Raw genomic sequence first — 21,599 nt, 5'->3', positions numbered from 1 at the left:
AATAAACAGAAAAGGACATAGTACAAAAATAATACTATGCTTATAAAAAAACAATGTATCTTAAATAATGTTTTGTTATAAAAAAAGAGAGCTATTACAATCAGGAACTGACAACAATAGCTATCACATTAAATATTATCTCTTATTTAGTTTTTTAGTCAAGTGTATCTGCAATATAATATTATTTTTCAAAAATTTACTTGCAGGCTGTTCAGCCTGCAGCTTTTTTCTTACCAATAATTGTTATGCTAGTGTGATAAGTATCTACATTTTTTTCTACATCTGGAAAATCATGCAGATATACTTTATCTTTTATTAAGAGCAGCTTCCATTCACCTTCTGGAAGATCTATTTTCTGATGCTCATTGTCTGCATTAATGAGGATGTGCAACGTTTCCCAGTCTCCATAACTCCCGACCTCACTTAGCGTATATTCAACAAATAAAGGAGAATGAAACTTAATGCTTGCATGTTTTCTTATAAGGTCTGCACTTGGCAGACGGAGTGCAGCTAAAGATTTTCGCAGTTGAATTAAGTCTTTTATAAATTGGACATTGTCAAGGAATGCATCTCTTCTGTCCCAATCAAGTCTGTTAATTTCATCAGGTGATTTGTAGCTATTTTCCACGCCATATTTCGTACGGAAGAACTCCTGACCGCTATGCAGGAATGGAACCCCTTGACTGACTAAAACAAGTGCAGTAGCAAGCACATGCTTTTTACGTTTATGAGCATCCTCTAAATCTGGAAAGCACGCTTCGATTTTATCCCAGAGTGTATAGTTATCGTGTGATTCGACATAATTTATCGTCTGAATTGGCTCCATAAACATTCCAGCCTTTTCATCCGTTAAGCCAATGCTGCCTGTCAACAGATCTTGCACATTTGGCATGCTACCATTCCCTAAAGCAAATCCACTGTTTTTCAAGTCGAATGTGCTTCCTTTAATTTGGTCACGAAACTGATCATTGAATTGCCCGATTCGCGGCAGCTTTTCTTGGTTGCTAATAATCGCCTTTTCTTCATCTGGAATCGGCGTTTGTAAATTCCATCCCTCTCCAAATACAAGGATATCTTTGTCCGTATTATCGCAAATTTCACGAACACCTCGCATTGTCACAACATCCAATATTCCCATTAAATCGAAGCGGAATCCATCCACCTGATATTCGTCTAGCCAAAACCGAACTGAATCATGAATATATCTCCGAACCATTAAGCGTTCTGACGCAATATCATTGCCAACACCTGTGCCATTGGCAGGCATTCCGTTGCCATCATAGCGAAAAAAGTATCCTGGGAGGATTTTCTCAAATGGAGAATCTTCTTTTTTGTACACATGATTGTAGACGACATCCATAATAACTCTTATCCCTTGCTCTTGGACAGCATGGATAAGCTGCTTCAATTCCATTATTCTCGCATATGGATTTGTCGGATCAGTTGAATAGCTGCCTTCTGGCACATTGAAATGGGAAGGGTTATATCCCCAGTTATATCTTTTAAAGACGTTTAGCTCGTCAACTTCCTCAAAGTCATGGACAGGCAATAGCTCGAGATGTGTTACTCCCAGCTCCTTCACATAAGAAAGCCCTGTACTTTCACCTATGCTTGTTTTCGTACCAAGCTGGGCAGCCCCTTGATATGTTCCTTTCTTATCAGCACCGCTGTTTGGATGTATCGTAAAGTCGCGGATATGTGTTTCATAAATGATGCTATCAACAGGAGAAGGCAGGTCAGGAAGGATGGGCTTCACTGTTTTTGTCTTCCCTAAATCAACAATGACGCCTTTTTCACCGTTGACACTCACAGCAACAGCATATGGGTCAACCGCCTCTCTCCATTCCAAATTAATAAGAACTAAATATGTGTAGTGGAAACCATCTACATTTTGTTCTAGTTCTGTTGTCCAAGCTCCTTTATCTAGTCTGCTCATCGGTATTTCACTGCGTGTATGATCGTGGGGATTTTGCAAGACTAGCTTTACTTGTTGTGCAGTAGGCGCCCATAAGTAAAAACTGCTCTTTTCCGTACTGTATTGAATGCCAAGAGGACCTTCATAAAAGTACCGCTCATCAAATTCTTTTGTCCTTATTACCGCACCAATTTGCAAATCAGTACTGCCATTGTGATTATCAATGATTTTATAGCTTTTGCCAGCATCTAACTTCACAGAGGAAATACAAGTGTATTTAGCATACTGCTGTACCGTTTCCTTCGCCTTGATTGTTAAACTAATAGAACCTTCATCTCCCTGTACTGTAAAAGCATTAGCTTCACCGCCATGATACATATATGGAAGCAGTATGGTTATAACAGAAAGCTCATCTAAATAAGCATAATAATCTCTCTTTATGGACAGCATGAATTCCCCACTCCTTCTTCTGATCAATTATTAATCAAGATTCCTCTTCTCTGTAGAATCCCAATCATATCTTCTTACAGAGGTTGTCAAACAATATTGCAAAAGACTTTCTGCCCCTTTTAACTGGGTCGCCTTAATCGGTGATTGGTTGTTTCTCATCATCTGGAACCATTCATCATAGTTTCTTTTCTCGATGATTTTCAAATCATATGGTATTGTTGGATAATCGATATAGCCATTTCTTGTTAAAATGGCTTTTTGAATAGGCAATGTTACATCATGTCTGTCAAAAATACCTCGAATTATTTTTTCTGTTCGGTTCAGTGCAATAACCGGGCTTAAAATCTTTTTTTCTTTGCTATTGTATTTCTTTACCCAAAATTTTTCATTTGAACCAACAAAGACAGCGGAATCTTCTGCTTCCAATACAGTAATACACCAAACTGCAGTTGGAGTTACAAGGATTGTCTCTACCTCAATTGGCGCGTTTTTCAACAAGAAAACTGGTTTATAAAGGACCAGATACGTGTCTGGAAATCGCTGCAAAAAATATTTCAGCAAATCATCATAATAAAATGCTTTCTTGACAGTTGACTTTTCTGTCAGTGTCGAACTGGCCCATTTCATCTGAAATTGGAAAAGCTGATTCAAAAACTGCAGCTTTAACTGTTCTAAGCTTTGCGGTTCATTATATTCATTTGCTTTATAATTAAAGGAAAATAGTTGCTCCTCTTTGTCCTCCTCTTCTTCTTTAACGATATCCGGAAAAAGAAGAAGGCTTTCCTCATCCTTCGTTTTCCGATTCATCATCCCTCTGATTTTAAGAAAGATAGATTCCTTTTCTTCTGGTAGATATTCTGTCAAATCTGGAGTTTCATAAAATATTTGCATATCTTTTGAGTCAAACGCACTTTTGACTCCTTCCCATTTTTGCTTCTTCAGACGGACAAAGCGAGACGGATATAGTAGTATATTTTGCTGATAGCGTGATATGTAGTCTTTTAGCTTAATTAATTGTGCCAAAGCTTTTCCCCCTAAAAACACCTGTACTTATAATTTTTTTGTATATATTGCTTCATATTTAGGTTCTTTATTTAAATGTGTTTGAAATAATGAAAATTGACTTACATCAAGCGAAACCATTTCTTCCGTGAATGGAGATTCTAAAGCAAGCCTGTCTGCTTGAAACCTCTCTTGTCCAGCCCATTTCCTTGCAAGGGTCATATGCGGATGGAATGGCCTTTTTTCTAATGTAAAGCCAGCTTGCTTGCAATACGCATACACATTCTCTTGCAGCCTGAATAGAGATGGATTCTCGTCCACTCCAAGCCAGAAAATCCGCGGACTTGCTTCGTTTCCAAATACACCTAATTTATCGATATTTAAAGTGAATTTCTCTGTATTATACAAAGCATTATCCAAAATTGCCGTAAGCTCACTTCTCTGTTCCTCAGGCGCATTACCTAAAAAAGCTAACGTTAAATGGTAATCTTGTGGATGCACCCATTTTTTAAAGGGAAATGCTGCTTGAAGCATTGCTTTTTTATCTTCAATCTGTTGTCTGGCAGCTTCCGGCAAGCCTATTGCTAAAAAATAATGTGTATTCATTGTCATTAAGAGCATCCTTTTAAAAGTAAATTATTTTTTTTATGGGCAATTATAGCTATAATACTATTAAATATTTGTAAAAAGTCCTTTTAGGAAAAGAAATATATTGTTATTATATATCCTTTTCACTTAATTTTAATCTTATTGCTCAGGATACGTAAGGATTTAAAAACTTTTACCTTATCAGCAATCACCATCTATCGGCAATTTTATTCATTTCTAAGAAAAAAGAAAGTAGGAAATAATAATGAAAATATATGAATCCGTCACTGAACTTATTGGAGACACACCATTAGTCCGACTTAACCGCATTACGGAAGGTAATGGTGCTGCTATTTACGCGAAACTGGAATATTTCAACCCTAGCCGAAGTGTGAAGGACAGAGCTGCTTTTAGCATGATTGAAGCTGCCGAAAGGGAAGGCAAGCTTGTGCCCGGGGCGACGATAATCGAGCCGACAAGCGGGAACACTGGTATCGGCTTGGCGATGAATGCAGCTGCAAAAGGATATCGAGCAATTCTTGTTATGCCAGACACAATGACAAAGGAAAGAATCAACATCTTAAAAGCATACGGAGCTGAGGTTGTCCTGACACCAGGAGAAGAAAAAATGCCTGGCAGTATAAGAAAAGCAATAGAGCTGCAAAAACAGATTCCAAACTCCTTTGTACCAATGCAATTCAGCAACAATCATAATCCTGAAGCACACCGAAAAACGACAGCTCCTGAAATAATCGCTGCAATGACAGAGCTCAATAAACCTTTGGCTGCATTTGTCGCAACAGCAGGAACTGGCGGTACAATTACCGGAACTGGTGAAGTCTTGAAGGCAGCATTTCCTGACATACAAGTGCATGTTGCAGAGCCTGCCGGATCTCCTGTTCTTTCTGGAGGAGCGCCTGGCAAGCATAAGCTTGTTGGAACAAGTCCTGGGTTTATTCCAGACATCTTAAACCAAGACGTATATGATAAAATTCACTTAGTCAAAGATGAAGAGGCATATAAATTCACAAGAAGATTGGCCCTTGAGGAAGGAATATTAGCAGGTCCATCTTCAGGTGCAGCTTGCTATGCTGCTGTCCAAGTTGCAAAGGATCTGTCACCAGATGATGTTGTTGTCTTTATCGTTTGCGACACTGGTGAAAGATATTTATCCAGTGATGTGTTTTCATTTAATTAACAAACAATCCCTCCGCTGCTGCGGGAGGGATTGTTTTGTTTGTATGCAGTTTATGCTAATTGGTTGCATTCCTGTTCAATTGCGTCCTTGAATAGCTGCTGCAGCTTTCTTGTTACAGGACCAATTTCTCCGCTTCCAACTGGCACATTGTTAATGGAAATGATCGGCATAACTTCTGCCGTTGTGCTTGATAAAAATACCTCATCAGCATCTATTAAGTTTTCAATTGTAAATGCCGCTTCTACCACTTCTATGTCATTCCCCCGACATAGCTCAATTATCTTCTGTCTTGTAATACCATTTAAGATAAACTGATTAGCCTCATGTGTTTTTACGGCATTATCTTTAATAATCCAAATATTAGAGGAGCTTCCCTCCGTTACAGTCAAGTCACGATATTGAATGCTTTCATAGCAGTCAGCTTCTGTCGCTTTTTGCTTTGCAATCACATTTCCAAGCAGGTTCAAGCTTTTAATATCACATCTTGACCAGCGAATATCCTCAACAGTAATAGCTGTAACGCCATTTTCAAGCTGCTCAGTTGGCCTTGCTACTTCTTTCGTATAGGCAATATACGTTGGAGGAGTATCCTCTGCAGGAAATGCATGGTTCCTCGAATTTACGCCTCTTGTGACCTGCATATAAACTATACCAGTTTCAAGATTATTCTTTTTAATAAGCTGCTCAAGCAGACCTTTAAACTCTTCAACAGAATAACCAATTTGTATGCTTAATTTGTCACCACTGCTAAGCAAACGTTCAAGATGCTCATTTGCAGTAAACAGCTGCCCATTATATACCCTTATCACTTCATATATGCCGTCACCGAACTGGTAGCCTCTATCTTCAATATCTACCTTTGCTTCAGATCTGTCTATAAACGCTCCATTCATCCATACAATACTCATTTTCTCTCCCCCTTATATATTGTTCTAATTTTTATTTAGCAAGCTCATAAATTGCTTGGGCATAAATCGCAGTAGCCTTCAGCAAGTCTTCAATATACATATACTCATCTTTTTTATGAGCAATATCCTCTCTTCCTGGGAACAATGGTCCGAATGCAACGCCATTTTCAAGAGACCTTGCATATGTTCCTCCCCCAATAGAGATTAACTTTGCTTCCTCACCAGTCTGTTCAAGATACACTTTACTTAATGTTTTAATCAGTTCAGAGTTCTTATCAACATGATGTGGCTTCGAATTTGTAAAATGGTCGATGGAAAAGCCTTTTTCGGCAAGCAGTTCATCTAAAACAGCTTTTGTTTCCTCGATTTTATTTGTTACAGGATAGCGGCACGTTAAACCTAATTTCCCGCCATTTTGCTGATCATAATGAAGAATGCCAACATTTAATGTCAAATCTCCAGTAATGTCATCATTATAAGCTATCCCCAGCTTATGTCCTCTCGAGTCATCTTCAAAATAGCTCTTCACAAATTGGAAGTAAGCTGTTGCAGTTTCATCAAGGTCTAAATCAGCTAAAAAGGAAGCAAGCTTCAATCCTGCATTAACACCATTTTTCGGCTCTAATCCATGTGCAGACACGCCCTCCATTTCCAGAACGAGGTTACCTGCGTCGACTATGTATTGGCCTTTTGCCTTTTCCTTGCTTAAATACTCTTGGAAACGTTGAATTACTTCTGTCTGGTCAATACCGACATGAAGCCTTGCTTCTGCAAAATCCGGGACCATATTGTATCTTCTGCCAGAAGAGAATGCAACCATTTCTACCTTACCTGATTTGCCTTGCCCTTTTTTGTCCAGTGATTGGACAATATCAAAATCTGAAATTCCCTTCTCTGCATAAATAATGGGAAAGTCTGCATCTGGAGCAAAGCCCATTGTAGGCATTTTTTCTTCTTCAAAATAAGTTGTTACACATCGCCAATCACTTTCTTCATCTGTGCCAATAATCATTTTGACTTCTTTTGTAATTGGCAGATCAAGTTCTTTTATTATTTTCATTGCATAGTAAGCAGCCATTGTTGGACCTTTATCATCCAAGGCTCCTCTTGCAAATATTTTCCCATCACGAATCTCTGCACTGTAAGGATCGCTTGTCCAGCCGTCTCCTTCTGGCACGACATCCACATGGCAAAGGATACCGATGCTTTCATCTCCTGAGCCAAATGTAACATGACCGGCTACGTTCTTGACATTCTTTTCTGCAAATCCGTCTTTTTTGCCAAGCTCCAGCATATACGTCAAAGCTTCCTTAACCCCTTTACCGAACGGAGCATCCTCTGTAGCATTTTCTTCATCCAACACACTTTTTATTTGCAGCAATCCTTGTAAGTCATGAATGAAGTCCTCTTTACGAATATGCACTTCTTTTAACCAATCTAATGCTTTCACTAACCCTTGCCTCCTTAACATATTGAACCAATATGCTTTTGCTCGTTAAAAGGATGGATTTCATTTTGCTTTTGAAATTGCATCCTTCTGTATCAAGTTGCATAAAAATATTTTACCATAATCTCTCTACTTCTTATCAATAAAAGACAAGTACTAGTTAAAGAAATGCTGGTCCCTCCTTATTTTGTACATTTCCATCTCTTTTCCACACAATCAGGAAAAAATTTTATGATTTAAGAATCTTCCTGTAAAATAGGAAAAAAATAAGGAAAGGAATGAGGACATGGGATATATCGAGGAATTGCGGCAAAAGGTTGGCAAAATGCCACTTATACTCGTTGGAGCGGTTGTCATCATTGATGACAACAACAAGGTCCTATTGCAGGAAAGAACGCATCCACATAAAGTATGGGGGCTGCCTGGCGGCCTGATGGAATTGGCAGAAAGCACGTTGGAAACGGCAAAACGGGAGGTTTTTGAGGAGACAGGCTTAAGCGTTGAGGAACTCAAGCTTTTAAACATTTATTCTGGTCAAGAATTCTACACTGTTGCAGCAAATGGTGATCCGTTTTATTCGGTTACAGCCGCCTATTATACAAAGCATTATAGTGGGCAAATCGAAGTAAACAAGGATGAAGGTTTTACGCTGGCGTTCTTTAGCAAAGACAATCTTCCTGAGAAAATGGTGGGAAGCCATAGGAAATTTCTGCAGGACTATTTCGCATTATGTGAGAATAAAACATAAGCGGCTGGATAATCCAGCCGCTTACCTTTTATTGATATAGATAACTTTCTAGCAGACTAATTGTTTCTTCATCTCCATAACTCTCTGCATAGTCAAAAGCTGTGTAGCCATATGCGTCCTGTAATGTAACATCGGCTCCGTTAAACAGTAAAAGTTTTAAAAGTTCAGGATTTGATCCTCCATCAATAGCAGACATAAGTGGTGTATATCCTTCCTCATCTTGTGAGTTCGGGTCTGCCCCACTTTCAAGTAAGACACTGACTGTCTCTATATCATTGCTGTATGCTGCTTCATGAAGCTCCGTATAACCGCCATAATAAAGGTCATCAGTGTCTCCATATTCTGATGGCAAGTTAGATTCCAGGTACGGAATAATGTTAGATTTTTCAATTAAAGCTGTAATTCCGGCAATAACGGCGATAATTAATCCAATTGAAACAAGGCAAGCCGCTGCAAATAAACCAATGCCTATCCATAGCCCCTTCTTGGATTCCTTTAAGGGCTGTACACCCTCTGCATTGTAAAAAGACTCAATTGCATAAATCCTTTTTGGCAAATGAGGATGTGTTGACAGCTTTTCATTAAACCATACAAAGAAGCCGCTTTCCTTCTCAAGTTGCTCCATATATGCTTCTTTATTAACTTTTTTATAAAGTGTCGTGCCAATTCCCAGCATTGTGAGTGCATTTTTTGCTGCATCAAAGGATTGTACATAATAGGCTGCTGTTCTGTCGCAAGTGTATTCACATGCTCGCATATACGCATTTCCCAGGAAAGGAATATAAAGTGCCGGCAAGAGGAAAAATCCAAAATGGACATGTTTTCGTTTTAAATGAGTAAACTCATGTGCCAGGATGAACATTACTTCCTTTTCTGCTCCTTTATCAACCATTTCAAAAATACTCGAATATAACACAACCATGTTCCTGCGTACATACTTAGTTGCAAATGCATTTAGCATTCCTTCTGATTCCAATATATAAATATCCGGGAGTTTGCTTAACCCAAGATCCTTGGCAATGCCAATCGCCTGTGCATATAGCTCTGGAAATTGTTTTTCGCTTAGTTTAACGCCATTTCTTCTAATACCTCCCATGGAAAGTGCATGAAGAAACAGCATGATCGCTGTAAATACTGCAAAAAGAATAATGCCAATAACCGAAAAAAGCAATAAGATTAACGTTCCAACGCTGACCAGCAATACGAGTACAAAATAAATATTCTCTCTTGGATGGACAAGCTGTTCTTTTCTTATGTTATCCAAATGACTAATCCTCCATTATGTTTATTTACTAGATTATAATGGTAAAAAAAGTACAAATAAACAATTTTATTCCTTTTTCTTAAAATTATTATCATAAAATTATCAGTTTGTACCATATGATAAAATAAGCAAGTTAATCAGGAGGTGGTATATTTATACATTAATAATCAAATATTTTGTAAATTTAATTAAATAATGTAGAATTAAAAAGTAAATAGGGATACAATATTTATATGAGTTCATTATTGTTCACTATTAGCCATTTGAAAAGGAGTTGTCTGTAAAAAAGAAAATTACATACGCTTGAAGAACAAATCTTCAAATAAGCTGTCGGTCGTAGGAATTTGCCAAAGGTTTGAAAAAAGGATAGGGAGTGGTTTATTGAAACCTTCAACTAACCGGATGTTAAACCGTATCAAATCCGTCTACATGTTTATTAGTAAGCGTGGAACAGTAACAACACAAGAGCTAGTGGAGGAATTTGGTATTACTCCTCGAACGATTCAAAGGGATTTGAATGTGTTAGCTTATAACGACTTGGTTAAAAGCCCTAGTCGTGGAAAATGGACAACAACTAGAAAAAAAGTGAAAATGACTTCTTAAGCTTACAAACAAGCAGATTAATTATTGAGAAATATACTAATCTAAAATCGTGTATTCATAAAAAAACGCCAAAACATGTGTTTGGCGTTTTTTTATGTTGCAGTTGCTATTCATTTACTTCATATTGTTGAAGCATGTCTATTTCTTCTGTTGTAAGCTCCCTGTACTCTCCAAGTTCCAATGTTTCGTCAAGCTCCAGTGGTCCCATGGACATACGTTTTAAGTACATGACTTTTTTGCCGACACTTTCAAACATCCTTTTAACTTGATGGAATTTGCCTTCTGAAATAGTCAGCTCAATATCCGACGTTTCTCCAGCCTTCAAGATGACAAGATCACCTGGCTTTGTTACATAGCCATCATCAAGCATTACTCCCTTTTTAAAGGACTCGATATCTTCTTCTGTTACGATCCCTTTAATGACAGCAAAATACGTTTTCGGCACATGCTTTTTCGGTGAAAGTAAACGGTGGGACAGCTTTCCGTCATTTGTCAGCAGCAATAGTCCCTCCGTATCCTTATCCAGCCTTCCAACAGGAAATGGATTATAGACAGCATCCTCAATCTCAAGCAGATCAACGACCGTTTCCTCTCTCGTATCCTCTGTCGCTGAAATGACACCTGGCGGCTTGTTCATCATCAAATAGATGAACTCCTTGTATTCCACCACGTCTCCATGTAATGTGATAACATCATTTTCTGGATCAACCTGCTGCTTCGCATCCTTGATAACCTCATCATTGACCTTAACGGCCTTGCTTTTCAACAGGGACTTTACGTCTTTTCTACTGCCAAATCCTAAATTGGCAAGCAGTTTATCAATTCTCATTTTTTTCATTCATCTTGCCATCCGTTTCTTTAATCTTTTACATCTTATATTAAAATGGCAGCCTCAGCTTCCTTTTGATAGATGCTGCCCGTTCTCCTAATAATAGGTATACAAGCTTGGAGCGATATGCTAAATAGATATAAAGCAAACCTCCTGCTATCCCAACAATTCCGACCATAAGCAGGGATGCAATAACTGATTCTGGCTTTAAAAACAAACCAAGCAGTTTATACACTATTTCTGCAACAACATACATTAGAAACGTGAAGCCGATTATAAGCACACTTCTTCGCAGCACAAGCCTAAACGGATATTGTGCAAATACCTTAATAACAAAGATATTAATGATGATAGCAGCACTGTAACCTAATGCTGTTGCCAATATAGCCCCATTCGCTTCCCATCTTTCAATTAGCGGCATGTTTAAGCTCAGCTTAACTAATAATCCTACTAAAAGACTTAAAACAGTAAATCGCTGCTCGTTTATCCCTTGAAGAATTGCGGCAGTAACGGCATACAGAGAGAAAAGAATCGCAACTGGTGCATATAAACGCAGTACCTCTGTTCCCAAAGCCAAATCTGTTGTTCCGTAAAACAGGCGGTAAACCGGCTCAGCCAACACCGATAATCCTATTGTTGCCGGTAATGTAATAAATAATAATATTTGAAATGCTTGATTTAAATTATGGTTAACAGACTGTTGATCTCCACTAACAAAAGCTCTTGTTATCATCGGTACGAGTGTCATCGAAAAAGCTGTTGCCAACGACACAGGTATGATGACAATTTTATGTGTCTGATAATTAAATGCATTTAATTGTGTTTCTGAAATGGCACTTAACCCGACAACAGCCATAGCACGGTTAAAGGTTATCGTATCGATAAATTGAAAAAGCGGATTCGCTATTCCGACGAAAACGAATGGTGCTGCCGAAATGAGTATCTCTTTGTACATGGAACCTAATGATATATCTGTAATTTGTTGTCTATCTTCGTCAAGCATAGAGTTAAAGTGATTTTTTCTTTTAACCCAATAATAGATAAGAACGGCAAGGCCGCCAATCGCACCGACAAATGCGGCAAATGTCGATATGCTAACTGCAGTAACAATATCGCCTTTGAAAACGTACAAAACGGCAGCTGCTCCAGCAAGCATGAAAATAATCCGCACAATCTGCTCTACAACTTGAGATACAGCAGACGGCCCCATAGATTCATGTCCTTGAAAGAAGCCGCGAATCAAGCTCATGACAGGAACGACGATAACAGCAAAGCTAACTGCCCTAATAACAGTCGTAACATCCTTGACACTCGAGTCTAAATCATCTTCAGGAATATTAATTTCTGCAAGAAATGGTGCAAGGAAATACATAGCAAGGAAGCAGACAAATCCCGTACAGGTCATTACAAGCAGACCTGACTTAAAAAGCCGCCTGCTAACCCCATACTCTCCCATGGCGTTATATTTGGATATAAATTTGCTGACAGCAAGAGGTATCCCTGCTGTTGCAATACTGATGACAATCGTATAAGCTACATATGAATATTGATAAAGGATAGTTCCTTCTTTTCCGACAATCATATTAAATGGGATAACATAGAACAATCCCAGTGCTTTTGATATCATAGTTCCGAGTGTTAGAATAAACGTACCTCTCAACAATTTTGACGACATATAATCCCTTCCTTAAACGAAGCTGCAATGTAACATAACAAATTATTTTAACACGAAATGAATGAAGATACTAAGTGTAATACTGAGCAATTTTTTTAAAACACTATTAGTAGTTTACCTTTTCTTGGCTAGAAACGCTACTTTAGCTTGCAAATAAAGAAAATAGACTATCTAACAAGCTATATTATAGGAAAAAAGAAAGTAGGTTCACTAATGCAATATGATGTAATAGTAATAGGGGGCGGTCCGTCCGGATTAATGGCAGCAATCGGTGCTGCAGATTCTAATGCGAAAGTCCTGTTAATTGATAAAGGAGAAAAGCTAGGACGTAAGCTTGCCATTTCTGGTGGCGGCAGATGCAATGTTACAAATCGTCTGCCAGTCGAGGAAATAATTAAGCATATTCCAGGAAACGGCCGGTTCCTGTACAGCGGTTTTTCTATTTTTAATAATGAAGATATTATTGCGTTTTTTGAGAATTTAGGAATTGCCTTAAAGGAAGAAGATCATGGCAGAATGTTCCCAGTCTCTAATAAGGCACAGTCCGTTGTGGATGCCTTATTACAGGAGCTTGGCAGGATGAAGGTCGAAATTCGTACAAATACTCCTGTTAAGAATGTTGTATATAATCAAGATGGCACGAAAACAATTCAACTGCAAAATGGCAAAGAGGCAGTGTGCAAATCACTTATCATTGCTGTTGGCGGTAAATCTGTTCCCCATACTGGTTCAACTGGTGATGGCTATGCTTGGGCACAAAGTGCTGGGCACACCATTACTGAGCTGTTTCCAACAGAGGTTCCTGTCACTTCTAGCGAAAAATTCATTAAAGACAAAACCTTACAAGGCTTGTCTTTAAGAGCTGTTGCTCTTAGTGTATTGAACCAAAAAGGAAAACCGATTATCACACATAAGATGGACATGATCTTCACTCACTTAGGAATCAGCGGTCCTGCTGTTTTGCGCTGCAGCCAGTTTGTCGTGAAGGAGCTGAAGAAAACGAAATTAGCAGAGGTTCCTGTTTCAATTGATTCATTCCCTGATAAAAAGGAAGAACCACTGTTTCAGGAAATTAGCAAACTCGTTAAGGACGAGCCAAAAAAAGCAGTTAAAAATATTTTAAAAGGCTTCCTAACAGAACGCTATCTACTATTTTTGCTTGAGCTGGCAGAAATTGACCCTTCTGCACAAGGAGCGACAATTTCGCAGGATAAGCTGAAAAAATTCACAGCTCTATGTAAAGGTTTTACTTTTAATGTCAACGGAACACTGCCTTTGGAAAAAGCATTTGTTACTGGCGGTGGCGTTTCAATCAAGGAAATTTCACCGAAAACAATGGAATCAAAGCTAATGCCTGGACTGTTCTTCTGTGGAGAAATATTGGACATCCATGGATATACAGGAGGGTATAACATCACAAGTGCGTTTGTAACAGGAAGACTTGCTGGTGTTAATGCCGCTTTAGAAGCAAAGAATACGTATAACTAAAAAATAAGCTGAACGACTTTACAAAAGTCGTTCAGCTTTTATAAATAATCATGGAGGAGAAGCAATATATTTGTTCCTCATTGTCCTCTTGTAATGCAGCAATATTATACTTTATATCCACAAGCTTCTTTTCATCTATTTTTTCCAAAAACTTATTCATTTCCATTTCCAAGTCTTTTTCATGCTCTTGGTCAAATAATTTCACTTTAATCATCTAGACAACTCTCCTTATATGACAGAATATTCTATTAAAAGAGTAGCCACTTTCGCAGCATTTTAGACATTTTAAAGGAGAAAGAAAAAAATGGGTGGAACAAAACATCACCAATCCTACACGAAATGATTCCAACTAACTTTGAGACAATGGTGCATGGAATTATATAATAGAGTATTGCCTTGAAATTAGTTCATTTCATTACACGACGCGCATCTTCGCCTGCGGGGTCTATTTCCCTTCTTAGTCGAGTGGCCTGGAGCTCCATTCCACTAAGATTTTTAATTATCGTTTTCAAACCGAAAACATAAAAAAACCAAACTATTAATCAATAACGATTAAGTAGTTCGGTTTTGAATTAGACTTAATACTTATGTCTCAGACTCCACTGATTACACTGTTTTGCCGTTCCAGTTAAGCATTCCACCAACCATATTAACAACTTTAAAGCCTTTGTCTTCAAGGAAATAGCAAACATTTTCACTTCTTTTTCCAGAGCGGCATATAAAAATATATTCTTTGTCCTGTGAGAAGTAGTCTAGGTTTTCAGGAATATCATTCATGCGAATATGTTTAGCGCCTGGAATCATTCCTTCTGCTACCTCTTCATCCTCACGGACATCAACAAGCTCCAGCTTTTCCCCTTTGTTTAGCTTGTCTTCTAATTCTGCTGTTGTAATTATCTTAATATCTTCCACTTATTGTTTCCTCCATTCAACCGTTACTTATCTTGTTAACTCTACTCATTGTAATATAGAACAATTAAAAAAAAGATGCAAATCACTTGCCCAATATTTTTATAGACAAAAAAAGTCCAGCCGTATTATTTGGCTGGACTTTTATTATTAATTCGCTACGATATTAACCAATTTCCCAGGTACAGCAATGATCTTTCTAACTGTTTTCCCGTCAATTTGCTCTTTCACTTGACTGTCCTCCATTGCAATCTGCTCAAGTGCATCTTTATTCGCATCTGCTGGAACCATCAATTTTGTTTTTACTTTACCGTTGATTTGGATAACGATTTCGATTTCATCGTCTACCATTTTTGCCTCATCATATGCAGGCCATGCTTCATATGCGATTGTGCCTGCTGAGCTTCCAAGCTTTTCCCAAAGCTCTTCTGCAATATGTGGGCAAATTGGAGAAAGAAGCTTCACAAAACCTTCAATATAAGCTTTTGGTAGCACATCTGCTTTATAGCACTCATTAATGAACACCATCATTTGTGAAATTGCTGTATTAAAGCGCAAGCCTTCAAAGTCCTCTGTAACCTTCTTCACCGTTTGGTGGTAGATTTTATCTAATCCTTTTGCTTCCTCAATATCTTGAACCTTGCCGGAAATTTCGCCATTATCGTCTACAAGCAATCGCCAAATACGATCAAGGAATCTTCTTGAACCATCCAGTCCGTTTGTTGACCAAGCGATAGCAGCATCAAGTGGTCCCATGAACATTTCATACAAGCGAAGTGTGTCTGCACCATGGCTTTCCACGATTTCGTCTGGATTAACAACATTACCTTTAGATTTACTCATTTTTTCATTGTTTTCACCAAGTATCATCCCTTGGTTAAACAGCTTTTGGAAAGGCTCTTTCGTTGGAACAACACCTAAATCAAACAATACCTTATGCCAGAAGCGCGCATACAATAAATGCAATACTGCGTGCTCGACTCCACCGATATACATATCAACTGGAAGCCATTCTTTCAGCTTTTCAGGGTCTGCAATAGCTTCACTGTTATTCGGATCGATATAACGGATATAATACCAGCTGCTGCCTGCCCATTGCGGCATTGTGTTTGTTTCACGTCTGCCTTTTTTACCTGTTACTGGATCCACAACATTAACCCACTCAGAAATGTTTGCCAATGGTGACTCACCAGTGCCTGATGGTTTAATTTCTGCAGTATCAGGCAATGTCAGCGGCAATTCCTCCACAGGAACACCTGTCATTGTGCCATCTTCCCAGTGGATAATTGGAATCGGTTCACCCCAGTATCTTTGACGGCTGAACAACCAGTCACGAAGTCTGTACGTTACTTTCTTCGTACCGATGCCCTTCTCTTCAAGCCACGCAATCATCTTCGTGATTGCTGCTTCTTTTTGCAGCCCATCAAGGAATTCAGAGTTAACATGAGCTCCATCACCAGTATATGCTTCTTCCTGTACATTTCCGCCAGCCACAACTTCCTTAATCGGCAACCCAAAAGTTTTTGCAAACTCGAAGTCTCTTTCATCATGCGCAGGAACTGCCATAATGCTTCCTGTTCCATAGCTGACAAGCACATAATCTGCAATCCAAATCGGCATTTTTTCGCCATTCACTGGGTTAACAGCATAAGCTCCTGTGAATACACCTGTTTTTTCTTTAGCAAGATCTGTTCTTTCCAAATCGCTCTTACTTTTAATTTTCTCTAAATATGCTTCAACTGCTTCCTTTTGCTCTGCTGTCGTGATTTTGTCAACTAAAGCATGCTCTGGTGCAAGAACAGCATATGTTGCGCCAAACAGTGTATCAGGTCTTGTTGTGAAAACAGTGAATGTTTCTTCGTGATTGTCAATTTGGAACGTCACTTCCGCGCCTTCAGAACGTCCAATCCAGTTTCTCTGCATTTCTTTAATGCTTTCAGGCCAATCCACATCATCTAAATCTTCCAGCAAACGATCAGCGTAAGCAGTAATTTTTAGAATCCATTGTCTCATTGGGCGTCTTTCAACTGGATGTCCGCCCCTTTCACTTTTTCCGTCGATTACTTCTTCATTAGCAAGCACTGTGCCTAATGCAGGACACCAGTTAACTGCCACTTCATCCACATACGCTAAGCCTTTTTCAAAAAGCTGAAGGAAAATCCATTGTGTCCATTTATAATAGTCAGGATCTGTTGTATTAATTTCTCTGTCCCAGTCATAAGAGAAGCCTAATGAATTGATTTGACGTCTGAATGTTTCAATGTTTTTTTCTGTAAACAATGCTGGATGATTACCTGTATCCAATGCATATTGTTCTGCAGGCAAACCGAATGCATCCCATCCCATTGGATGAAGGACATTAAAGTCCTGCATTCTTTTCATACGAGAAAGAATGTCTGTAGCTGTATATCCTTCTGGATGTCCTACATGAAGGCCTGCTCCAGATGGATATGGAAACATATCAAGTGCGTAAAACTTCTTTTTCCCTTTATCTTCACTTGTTTTGAACGTTTTATTTTCTTGCCAATATTTTTGCCATTTTTGTTCTATGTTTTGATGACTAAAGCTCATCTTAATTTCCTCCTATTTAATTTCTATTCGCAGGGCTGTTTCATCAGAAAACAAAAAATCCCCTCATCCCAATAGGGACGAGAGGAATATATGTATATCTCCCGCGGTACCACCCACAATTAGTGAATAAATCACTCGCTTCATTCATCCCTTAACGCGGTGTACGGCAAGCATTACTGTTAGTTCACACTTGCAACTCAAAGGCGAGTTCAAGATTTTTTTTGACTGGCTTGCACCATCCGCCAGCTCTCTTCAACAAAAAATTATCTTTACTATTCCTTTTCCTAGCTGTTGCCCTATATGTTGTTTATTGTATGTTATTTTCTTCATGGATGCAAGCAGTTATTAAGCATGAAATTTCCTGTTAAAAGCAGCATATGCTTACGAAAGAAATATTGTCACACTCGATTTGCTTCAAGCTGTGTTATCCATTTAAGCAATTTTCTGTCTTGTCTTTTTCCAGCAATAATCGAAAGACCAACTGGCACACCATTCACCTCTGCAAGCGGTATGTTTACTTGGGGTAATCCTGTTAACCCTGCAATACAGCAAAGCTGGAATGTTCTGCTTCTGCGTACCTCCAGCTCTTCGACAGGCAGATTAAGCAATGGGGCCGTTCCAGGAGCCGTTGGTAAAATCAACACACCGTCATCTTTAAGCAGTTTTTCCACTTTTTCCGTTATCATACTTCTTTTCTGTAAATATGGAGAAATATCGGTATCTGCCAGTGTACTCGCCCACTTAAAACGCTCGGCAATACCCGGACCAAACGTAGGGTTATTAGTATTAATCCATTCGCCATGCTCCTGCCATATTTCCCTGCCTTGAAGTATACGGAATGTTTCAGCCCATTCTGCCAAGCCTTCTTCTGCCAAAATGGTTGTGGATTGTTTCATAGAATCCGTATCCCACTTATGCAGTTCTGTTAACAACGCCTCTTTTGCTTCTATGTCTATTAATTCCCAAGCATCCTCTGCCGTAATCATACGTGTAAACAATCCAGCCTCTTCCGCTTCTATTAATACCCTCCCAACCTTCCATAACGTACTGGCATCCCTTGCCATCCAGCCGACAGTATCAAAGCTTTTCGAAAGTGGAATAACATCATCTATCTGGACAATATCATGTGTCGGTCTTATGCCATAAATTCCACAATAGGAAGAGGGTATTCGAACAGACCCACCTGTGTCTGTTCCAATCGCAAAATCTGCTAGCCCTGCTGCAACAGCAACTGCTGATCCACAGGAGGACCCTCCAGGTATGCGCTTAGGATCCTTTGGATTAACAGGTGTCCCGTAATGAAAGTTTTCTCCATTTAAGCTGTACATAAGTTCATCTGTTATTGTCGTTCCTTCTAGTCTCGCACCTGCATGAAGCAAACTAGTAAGCGCTGGTGCTGTTTCTTTTGCAGCATGATGCGTTTTTAGCCAATCTGGATTACCTGCTGTGGACCTGTGTCCTTGAATGGCAAAAACATCCTTTACTGCGAAGCTAAGGCCGGATAATTCTCCTGCACTCACAGGCTCAAGCATAACCTGTTTATCTGCGTATGCTCCAAAATCTTTCACCAAAACTCCTCACCCTTCCGTTAATTAAAGCTGTAAATGTGTGACAATATTATAATCCTTAATTGCCCACTTTTGATCTCTATAATGAATATTGCTTAAACAAGCATTTGTTAAGTACGTATTTTCTAAGGTGATTTCTTCATTAGAAAGAATTCTTAATATGGTATGAATAACAGCACCATGTGCAACAAGCAAAATCCGTTTCTGCGTATATGTTTGCAATATGTATGCCAAGCCTGCCCTCAGCCGTTCTTCAAGCACATCCTTTGACTCCTCGTTTGGATATTCCATATTTGGATAAAGAAGCTGTCTTTCTTCCTTTGTTTTTCCTTCTGCATCTCCAAAGCTTCTCTCCATAAATTCCTCCATAACTATCATAGGCAGGTTTACAGCTTGATTGATAATAGCAGCCGTCTCCTTTGCGCGAACAAGAGGACTTGTGATGATAAGGTCCCAATCTAAACTCTTCAAATAATCCCTGCATTGTTCAGCTTGCCTAATCCCATTGTCATTTAATGGAATATCGGTTCTACCCTGTATCTTCCCCAGCGAATTCCATTCTGTTTCTCCATGTCTTATTAAACAGATATCAGTCATTTCTTCCTATCCTTTCCTATCAACACAAGTTGTTATTTCTACTGTAGATGAAGAAGTGTGATTTTTCAATAAATTCAATTAATAAATATTATATATACTATTCGAAAGCGCTTTAATTTGCAGAAAATAATCAATTTTCCGCCTTCATAATATTGAAGCTATTTCTATTGCAGGACAACCCAATCCGAATTAAACTTATTTCTGGTAGCAAATCAACTTAAAAAAGGAGCACCAATATGCCTAGAGCACTCTGGCTTTTAGTAATTGGAATGGCAGTCAATGTAACTGGCTCTTCCTTGCTTTGGCCTTTAAACAGTATATATATTCATGACCATCTTGGAAAATCGCTTACCGTTGCCGGTTTTATCTTAATGCTTAATTCTGGCGCAAGTGTAATCGGAAATTTAATAGGTGGTGCGCTTTATGATAAATTAGGAGGCTATCTTTCCATACTCCTCGGAATTTCCTTAACAGCTCTTTCCTTGTTAGGGTTGACCATTTGGAATGCTTGGGGAGCTTACTGCTTCTTCTTTACATTGTCTGGCTTTGGATCTGGAATTATTTATCCCAGCATGTATGCTATGGCTGGAAATGTTTGGCCAGAAGGCGGCAGAAAAGCATTCAACAGTATTTATGTTGCCCAAAACGCCGGTGTGGCATTAGGTTCAGCAATCGGTGGAGTTATCGCATCCTATTCATTCACTTGGATATTCATTTCGAACACATTTATGTATGTGATATTTTTCTTTATTGCTTTAGTTAGCTATAAAAATATTCAAGTTCAGCCAAGTATGCTAAATGCAGCAGAGAGCAGAAGGAAACAAAAAGGCTCGCAACGAAATCCTGCACTTTATGCACTTGCAATACTTGGGTTCGGCTATTTGCTTTGCTGGATTTGTTATGTTCAATGGCAGGCCACTATTTCAACACATACGCAAGAGTTGAATATCCCGCTGGCACAATACAGTCTGCTTTGGGCAGTAAACGGTGGACTCATCGTATTTGGTCAGCCGCTTATCAGCCTGTTTACGAAGAAAATATGCCCCTCGGTTAAAATTCAGATGCTGATAGGCATGGTTATCTTCATCGTTTCCTTCCTTATTGTCGGGCAAGCGGAAATGTTCGCTGGTTTCCTTGCAGCAATGCTCATCCTGACAATTGGAGAAATGCTTGTATGGCCAGCAGTCCCAACAATTGCCGATAAACTGGCTCCAAAGGGAAAGGAAGGATTCTTCCAGGGCATCATCAACAGTACGGCGACTGGCGGCAGAATGATAGGTCCATTATTAGGAGGCTATCTTGTCGATGTAAATGGAATAGGATTACTTGTGCCAGTCTTAGTATTTTTACTTCTGCTTGGCATGATTGCTGCGTATTTCTATGATGTTCCATTAAAAGCTGGCAAAGTGAAAGTTGCAAAATCTTAAAAAAACAGGGCGAACCGGGTACAATCCCGATTCGCCCTGTTTTTTGTAACTGTAAATCCTTAAGGAAGATGGAGCGCCATTTGGTTCTGCTTATCCTGAATAAGAAGTCTCATTCTGTAAAGCTGATCCCTTTGCTGAGCATTAGCACTATGGTCCAACGTTTCCAAATCATTAAATACATTTTCTAGCTGAAATTGTGCATCTGTATATTCTTCAATATTATAATGCTGTTGCATCTGAGAAATTTTATACTGCTCCTCTGCAAAGCCAATAGCAGCATTACATCTTTCCAAAAGCTCATCTATAGAATCACGAGTTGCCAAATTTATAGCCCTCCCAACAAGTCCTGCTATTTGAAGCAATTTGCTTCCTAAATATTATCTGTAGCGGCGAGGCTTCTTATGACTTCCTT

19 protein-coding genes and 1 other annotated feature are annotated in these 21,599 nt (G+C 38.9%); of the genes, 5 read left to right on the top strand and 14 right to left on the bottom strand.

From position 1 onward, the window contains the following. Window positions 1–211 precede the first annotated feature (211 nt). From pulA to thpR, 3 genes are read right to left on the bottom strand one after another with little or no spacing between them, the layout of a single operon-like run. Window positions 212–2,365, bottom strand: a complete 2,154-nt coding sequence (pulA, locus tag NQZ71_RS06680) for a type I pullulanase (RefSeq protein ID WP_317011547.1) — start codon at window positions 2,363–2,365, stop codon at window positions 212–214. Window positions 2,366–2,395: 30 nt separating this feature from the next. Further along, window positions 2,396–3,388, bottom strand: coding sequence for an NERD domain-containing protein (locus NQZ71_RS06675; RefSeq protein WP_317011546.1), 993 nt, complete (start codon window positions 3,386–3,388; stop codon window positions 2,396–2,398). A 27-nt stretch (window positions 3,389–3,415) separates the two neighbouring features. Then, window positions 3,416–3,979 carry an RNA 2',3'-cyclic phosphodiesterase gene (gene thpR, locus NQZ71_RS06670; RefSeq protein WP_186304184.1) on the bottom strand — a complete coding sequence of 188 codons (564 nt, stop codon included), beginning with the start codon at window positions 3,977–3,979 and terminating at the stop codon, window positions 3,416–3,418. A gap of 241 nt (window positions 3,980–4,220) precedes the next feature. On the opposite strand from thpR, the gene cysK reads away from it, so the two are divergent. Then, the gene (cysK, locus tag NQZ71_RS06665; RefSeq protein ID WP_144458245.1) at window positions 4,221–5,153 is read left to right on the top strand and encodes a cysteine synthase A; all 933 of its coding nucleotides are present in this window, start codon (window positions 4,221–4,223) and stop codon (window positions 5,151–5,153) included. Window positions 5,154–5,203: 50 nt separating this feature from the next. Here cysK and dat read toward each other — a convergent pair whose 3' ends face one another. Continuing rightward, window positions 5,204–6,061 carry a D-amino-acid transaminase gene (gene dat, locus NQZ71_RS06660; RefSeq protein ID WP_144458247.1) on the bottom strand — a complete coding sequence of 286 codons (858 nt, stop codon included), beginning with the start codon at window positions 6,059–6,061 and terminating at the stop codon, window positions 5,204–5,206. A gap of 31 nt (window positions 6,062–6,092) precedes the next feature. Then, window positions 6,093–7,511, bottom strand: coding sequence for a dipeptidase PepV (pepV, locus tag NQZ71_RS06655; protein WP_144458249.1), 1,419 nt, complete (start codon window positions 7,509–7,511; stop codon window positions 6,093–6,095). 283 nt (window positions 7,512–7,794) lie between these two features. On the opposite strand from pepV, the gene NQZ71_RS06650 reads away from it, so the two are divergent. Further along, window positions 7,795–8,256 carry an NUDIX hydrolase gene (locus NQZ71_RS06650; RefSeq protein WP_144458251.1) on the top strand — a complete coding sequence of 154 codons (462 nt, stop codon included), beginning with the start codon at window positions 7,795–7,797 and terminating at the stop codon, window positions 8,254–8,256. A 28-nt stretch (window positions 8,257–8,284) separates the two neighbouring features. Here NQZ71_RS06650 and NQZ71_RS06645 read toward each other — a convergent pair whose 3' ends face one another. Further along, entirely contained in the window at window positions 8,285–9,520 is a 1,236-nt protein-coding gene (locus NQZ71_RS06645) for a M48 family metallopeptidase (protein ID WP_144458253.1), read from the bottom strand. 381 nt (window positions 9,521–9,901) lie between these two features. On the opposite strand from NQZ71_RS06645, the gene NQZ71_RS06640 reads away from it, so the two are divergent. After that, window positions 9,902–10,123 carry a DeoR family transcriptional regulator gene (locus NQZ71_RS06640; RefSeq protein WP_127736905.1) on the top strand — a complete coding sequence of 74 codons (222 nt, stop codon included), beginning with the start codon at window positions 9,902–9,904 and terminating at the stop codon, window positions 10,121–10,123. Between the two features lie 106 nt (window positions 10,124–10,229). Here NQZ71_RS06640 and NQZ71_RS06635 read toward each other — a convergent pair whose 3' ends face one another. Together NQZ71_RS06635 and NQZ71_RS06630 are read right to left on the bottom strand one after the other, a co-directional pair. Beyond that, on the bottom strand, window positions 10,230–10,952 hold the full coding sequence (locus NQZ71_RS06635) for a pseudouridine synthase (protein WP_260055586.1): 723 nt from the start codon (window positions 10,950–10,952) through the stop codon (window positions 10,230–10,232). 49 nt (window positions 10,953–11,001) lie between these two features. Next, window positions 11,002–12,627 carry a putative polysaccharide biosynthesis protein gene (locus NQZ71_RS06630; RefSeq protein WP_317011545.1) on the bottom strand — a complete coding sequence of 542 codons (1,626 nt, stop codon included), beginning with the start codon at window positions 12,625–12,627 and terminating at the stop codon, window positions 11,002–11,004. Between the two features lie 213 nt (window positions 12,628–12,840). On the opposite strand from NQZ71_RS06630, the gene NQZ71_RS06625 reads away from it, so the two are divergent. Beyond that, complete coding sequence (locus NQZ71_RS06625) at window positions 12,841–14,115, top strand: BaiN/RdsA family NAD(P)/FAD-dependent oxidoreductase (protein ID WP_317011544.1); 1,275 nt, start codon at window positions 12,841–12,843, stop codon at window positions 14,113–14,115. Window positions 14,116–14,146: 31 nt separating this feature from the next. Here the strand turns inward: NQZ71_RS06625 and NQZ71_RS06620 are convergent, their stop codons facing one another. From NQZ71_RS06620 to NQZ71_RS06600, 5 genes are all read right to left on the bottom strand, one after another. Continuing rightward, on the bottom strand, window positions 14,147–14,329 hold the full coding sequence (locus NQZ71_RS06620; protein ID WP_144458259.1) for a sporulation protein Cse60: 183 nt from the start codon (window positions 14,327–14,329) through the stop codon (window positions 14,147–14,149). Window positions 14,330–14,721: 392 nt separating this feature from the next. Further along, window positions 14,722–15,027: a rhodanese-like domain-containing protein gene (locus tag NQZ71_RS06615; RefSeq protein ID WP_127736893.1), complete on the bottom strand. Its 306-nt coding sequence runs from the start codon at window positions 15,025–15,027 to the stop codon at window positions 14,722–14,724. 147 nt (window positions 15,028–15,174) lie between these two features. Beyond that, the gene (leuS, locus tag NQZ71_RS06610; protein WP_317011543.1) at window positions 15,175–17,595 is read right to left on the bottom strand and encodes a leucine--tRNA ligase; all 2,421 of its coding nucleotides are present in this window, start codon (window positions 17,593–17,595) and stop codon (window positions 15,175–15,177) included. A 70-nt stretch (window positions 17,596–17,665) separates the two neighbouring features. Next, window positions 17,666–17,890 (bottom strand) — a binding site (T-box leader). Between the two features lie 103 nt (window positions 17,891–17,993). Further along, window positions 17,994–19,166 (bottom strand): amidase, encoded by a 1,173-nt coding sequence (locus NQZ71_RS06605; RefSeq protein ID WP_317011542.1) that lies wholly within the window; start codon window positions 19,164–19,166, stop codon window positions 17,994–17,996. A 21-nt stretch (window positions 19,167–19,187) separates the two neighbouring features. After that, window positions 19,188–19,760, bottom strand: a complete 573-nt coding sequence (locus NQZ71_RS06600) for a histidine phosphatase family protein (RefSeq protein WP_317011541.1) — start codon at window positions 19,758–19,760, stop codon at window positions 19,188–19,190. 236 nt (window positions 19,761–19,996) lie between these two features. On the opposite strand from NQZ71_RS06600, the gene NQZ71_RS06595 reads away from it, so the two are divergent. Beyond that, on the top strand, window positions 19,997–21,187 hold the full coding sequence (locus NQZ71_RS06595) for an MDR family MFS transporter (protein ID WP_317011540.1): 1,191 nt from the start codon (window positions 19,997–19,999) through the stop codon (window positions 21,185–21,187). A 59-nt stretch (window positions 21,188–21,246) separates the two neighbouring features. On the opposite strand, the gene NQZ71_RS06590 is transcribed toward NQZ71_RS06595, so the two are convergent. Beyond that, window positions 21,247–21,510: a YtzC family protein gene (locus tag NQZ71_RS06590; protein ID WP_144458269.1), complete on the bottom strand. Its 264-nt coding sequence runs from the start codon at window positions 21,508–21,510 to the stop codon at window positions 21,247–21,249. Window positions 21,511–21,599: the final 89 nt, after the last annotated feature.

The organism is Niallia taxi (genome assembly GCF_032818155.1).
Classification (GTDB): Bacteria; Bacillota; Bacilli; order Bacillales; family Cytobacillaceae; genus Niallia; species Niallia taxi_A.
Note: the sequence above shows the minus strand (reverse complement) of the source record. Positions and strands in the feature narration are given on the sequence as shown.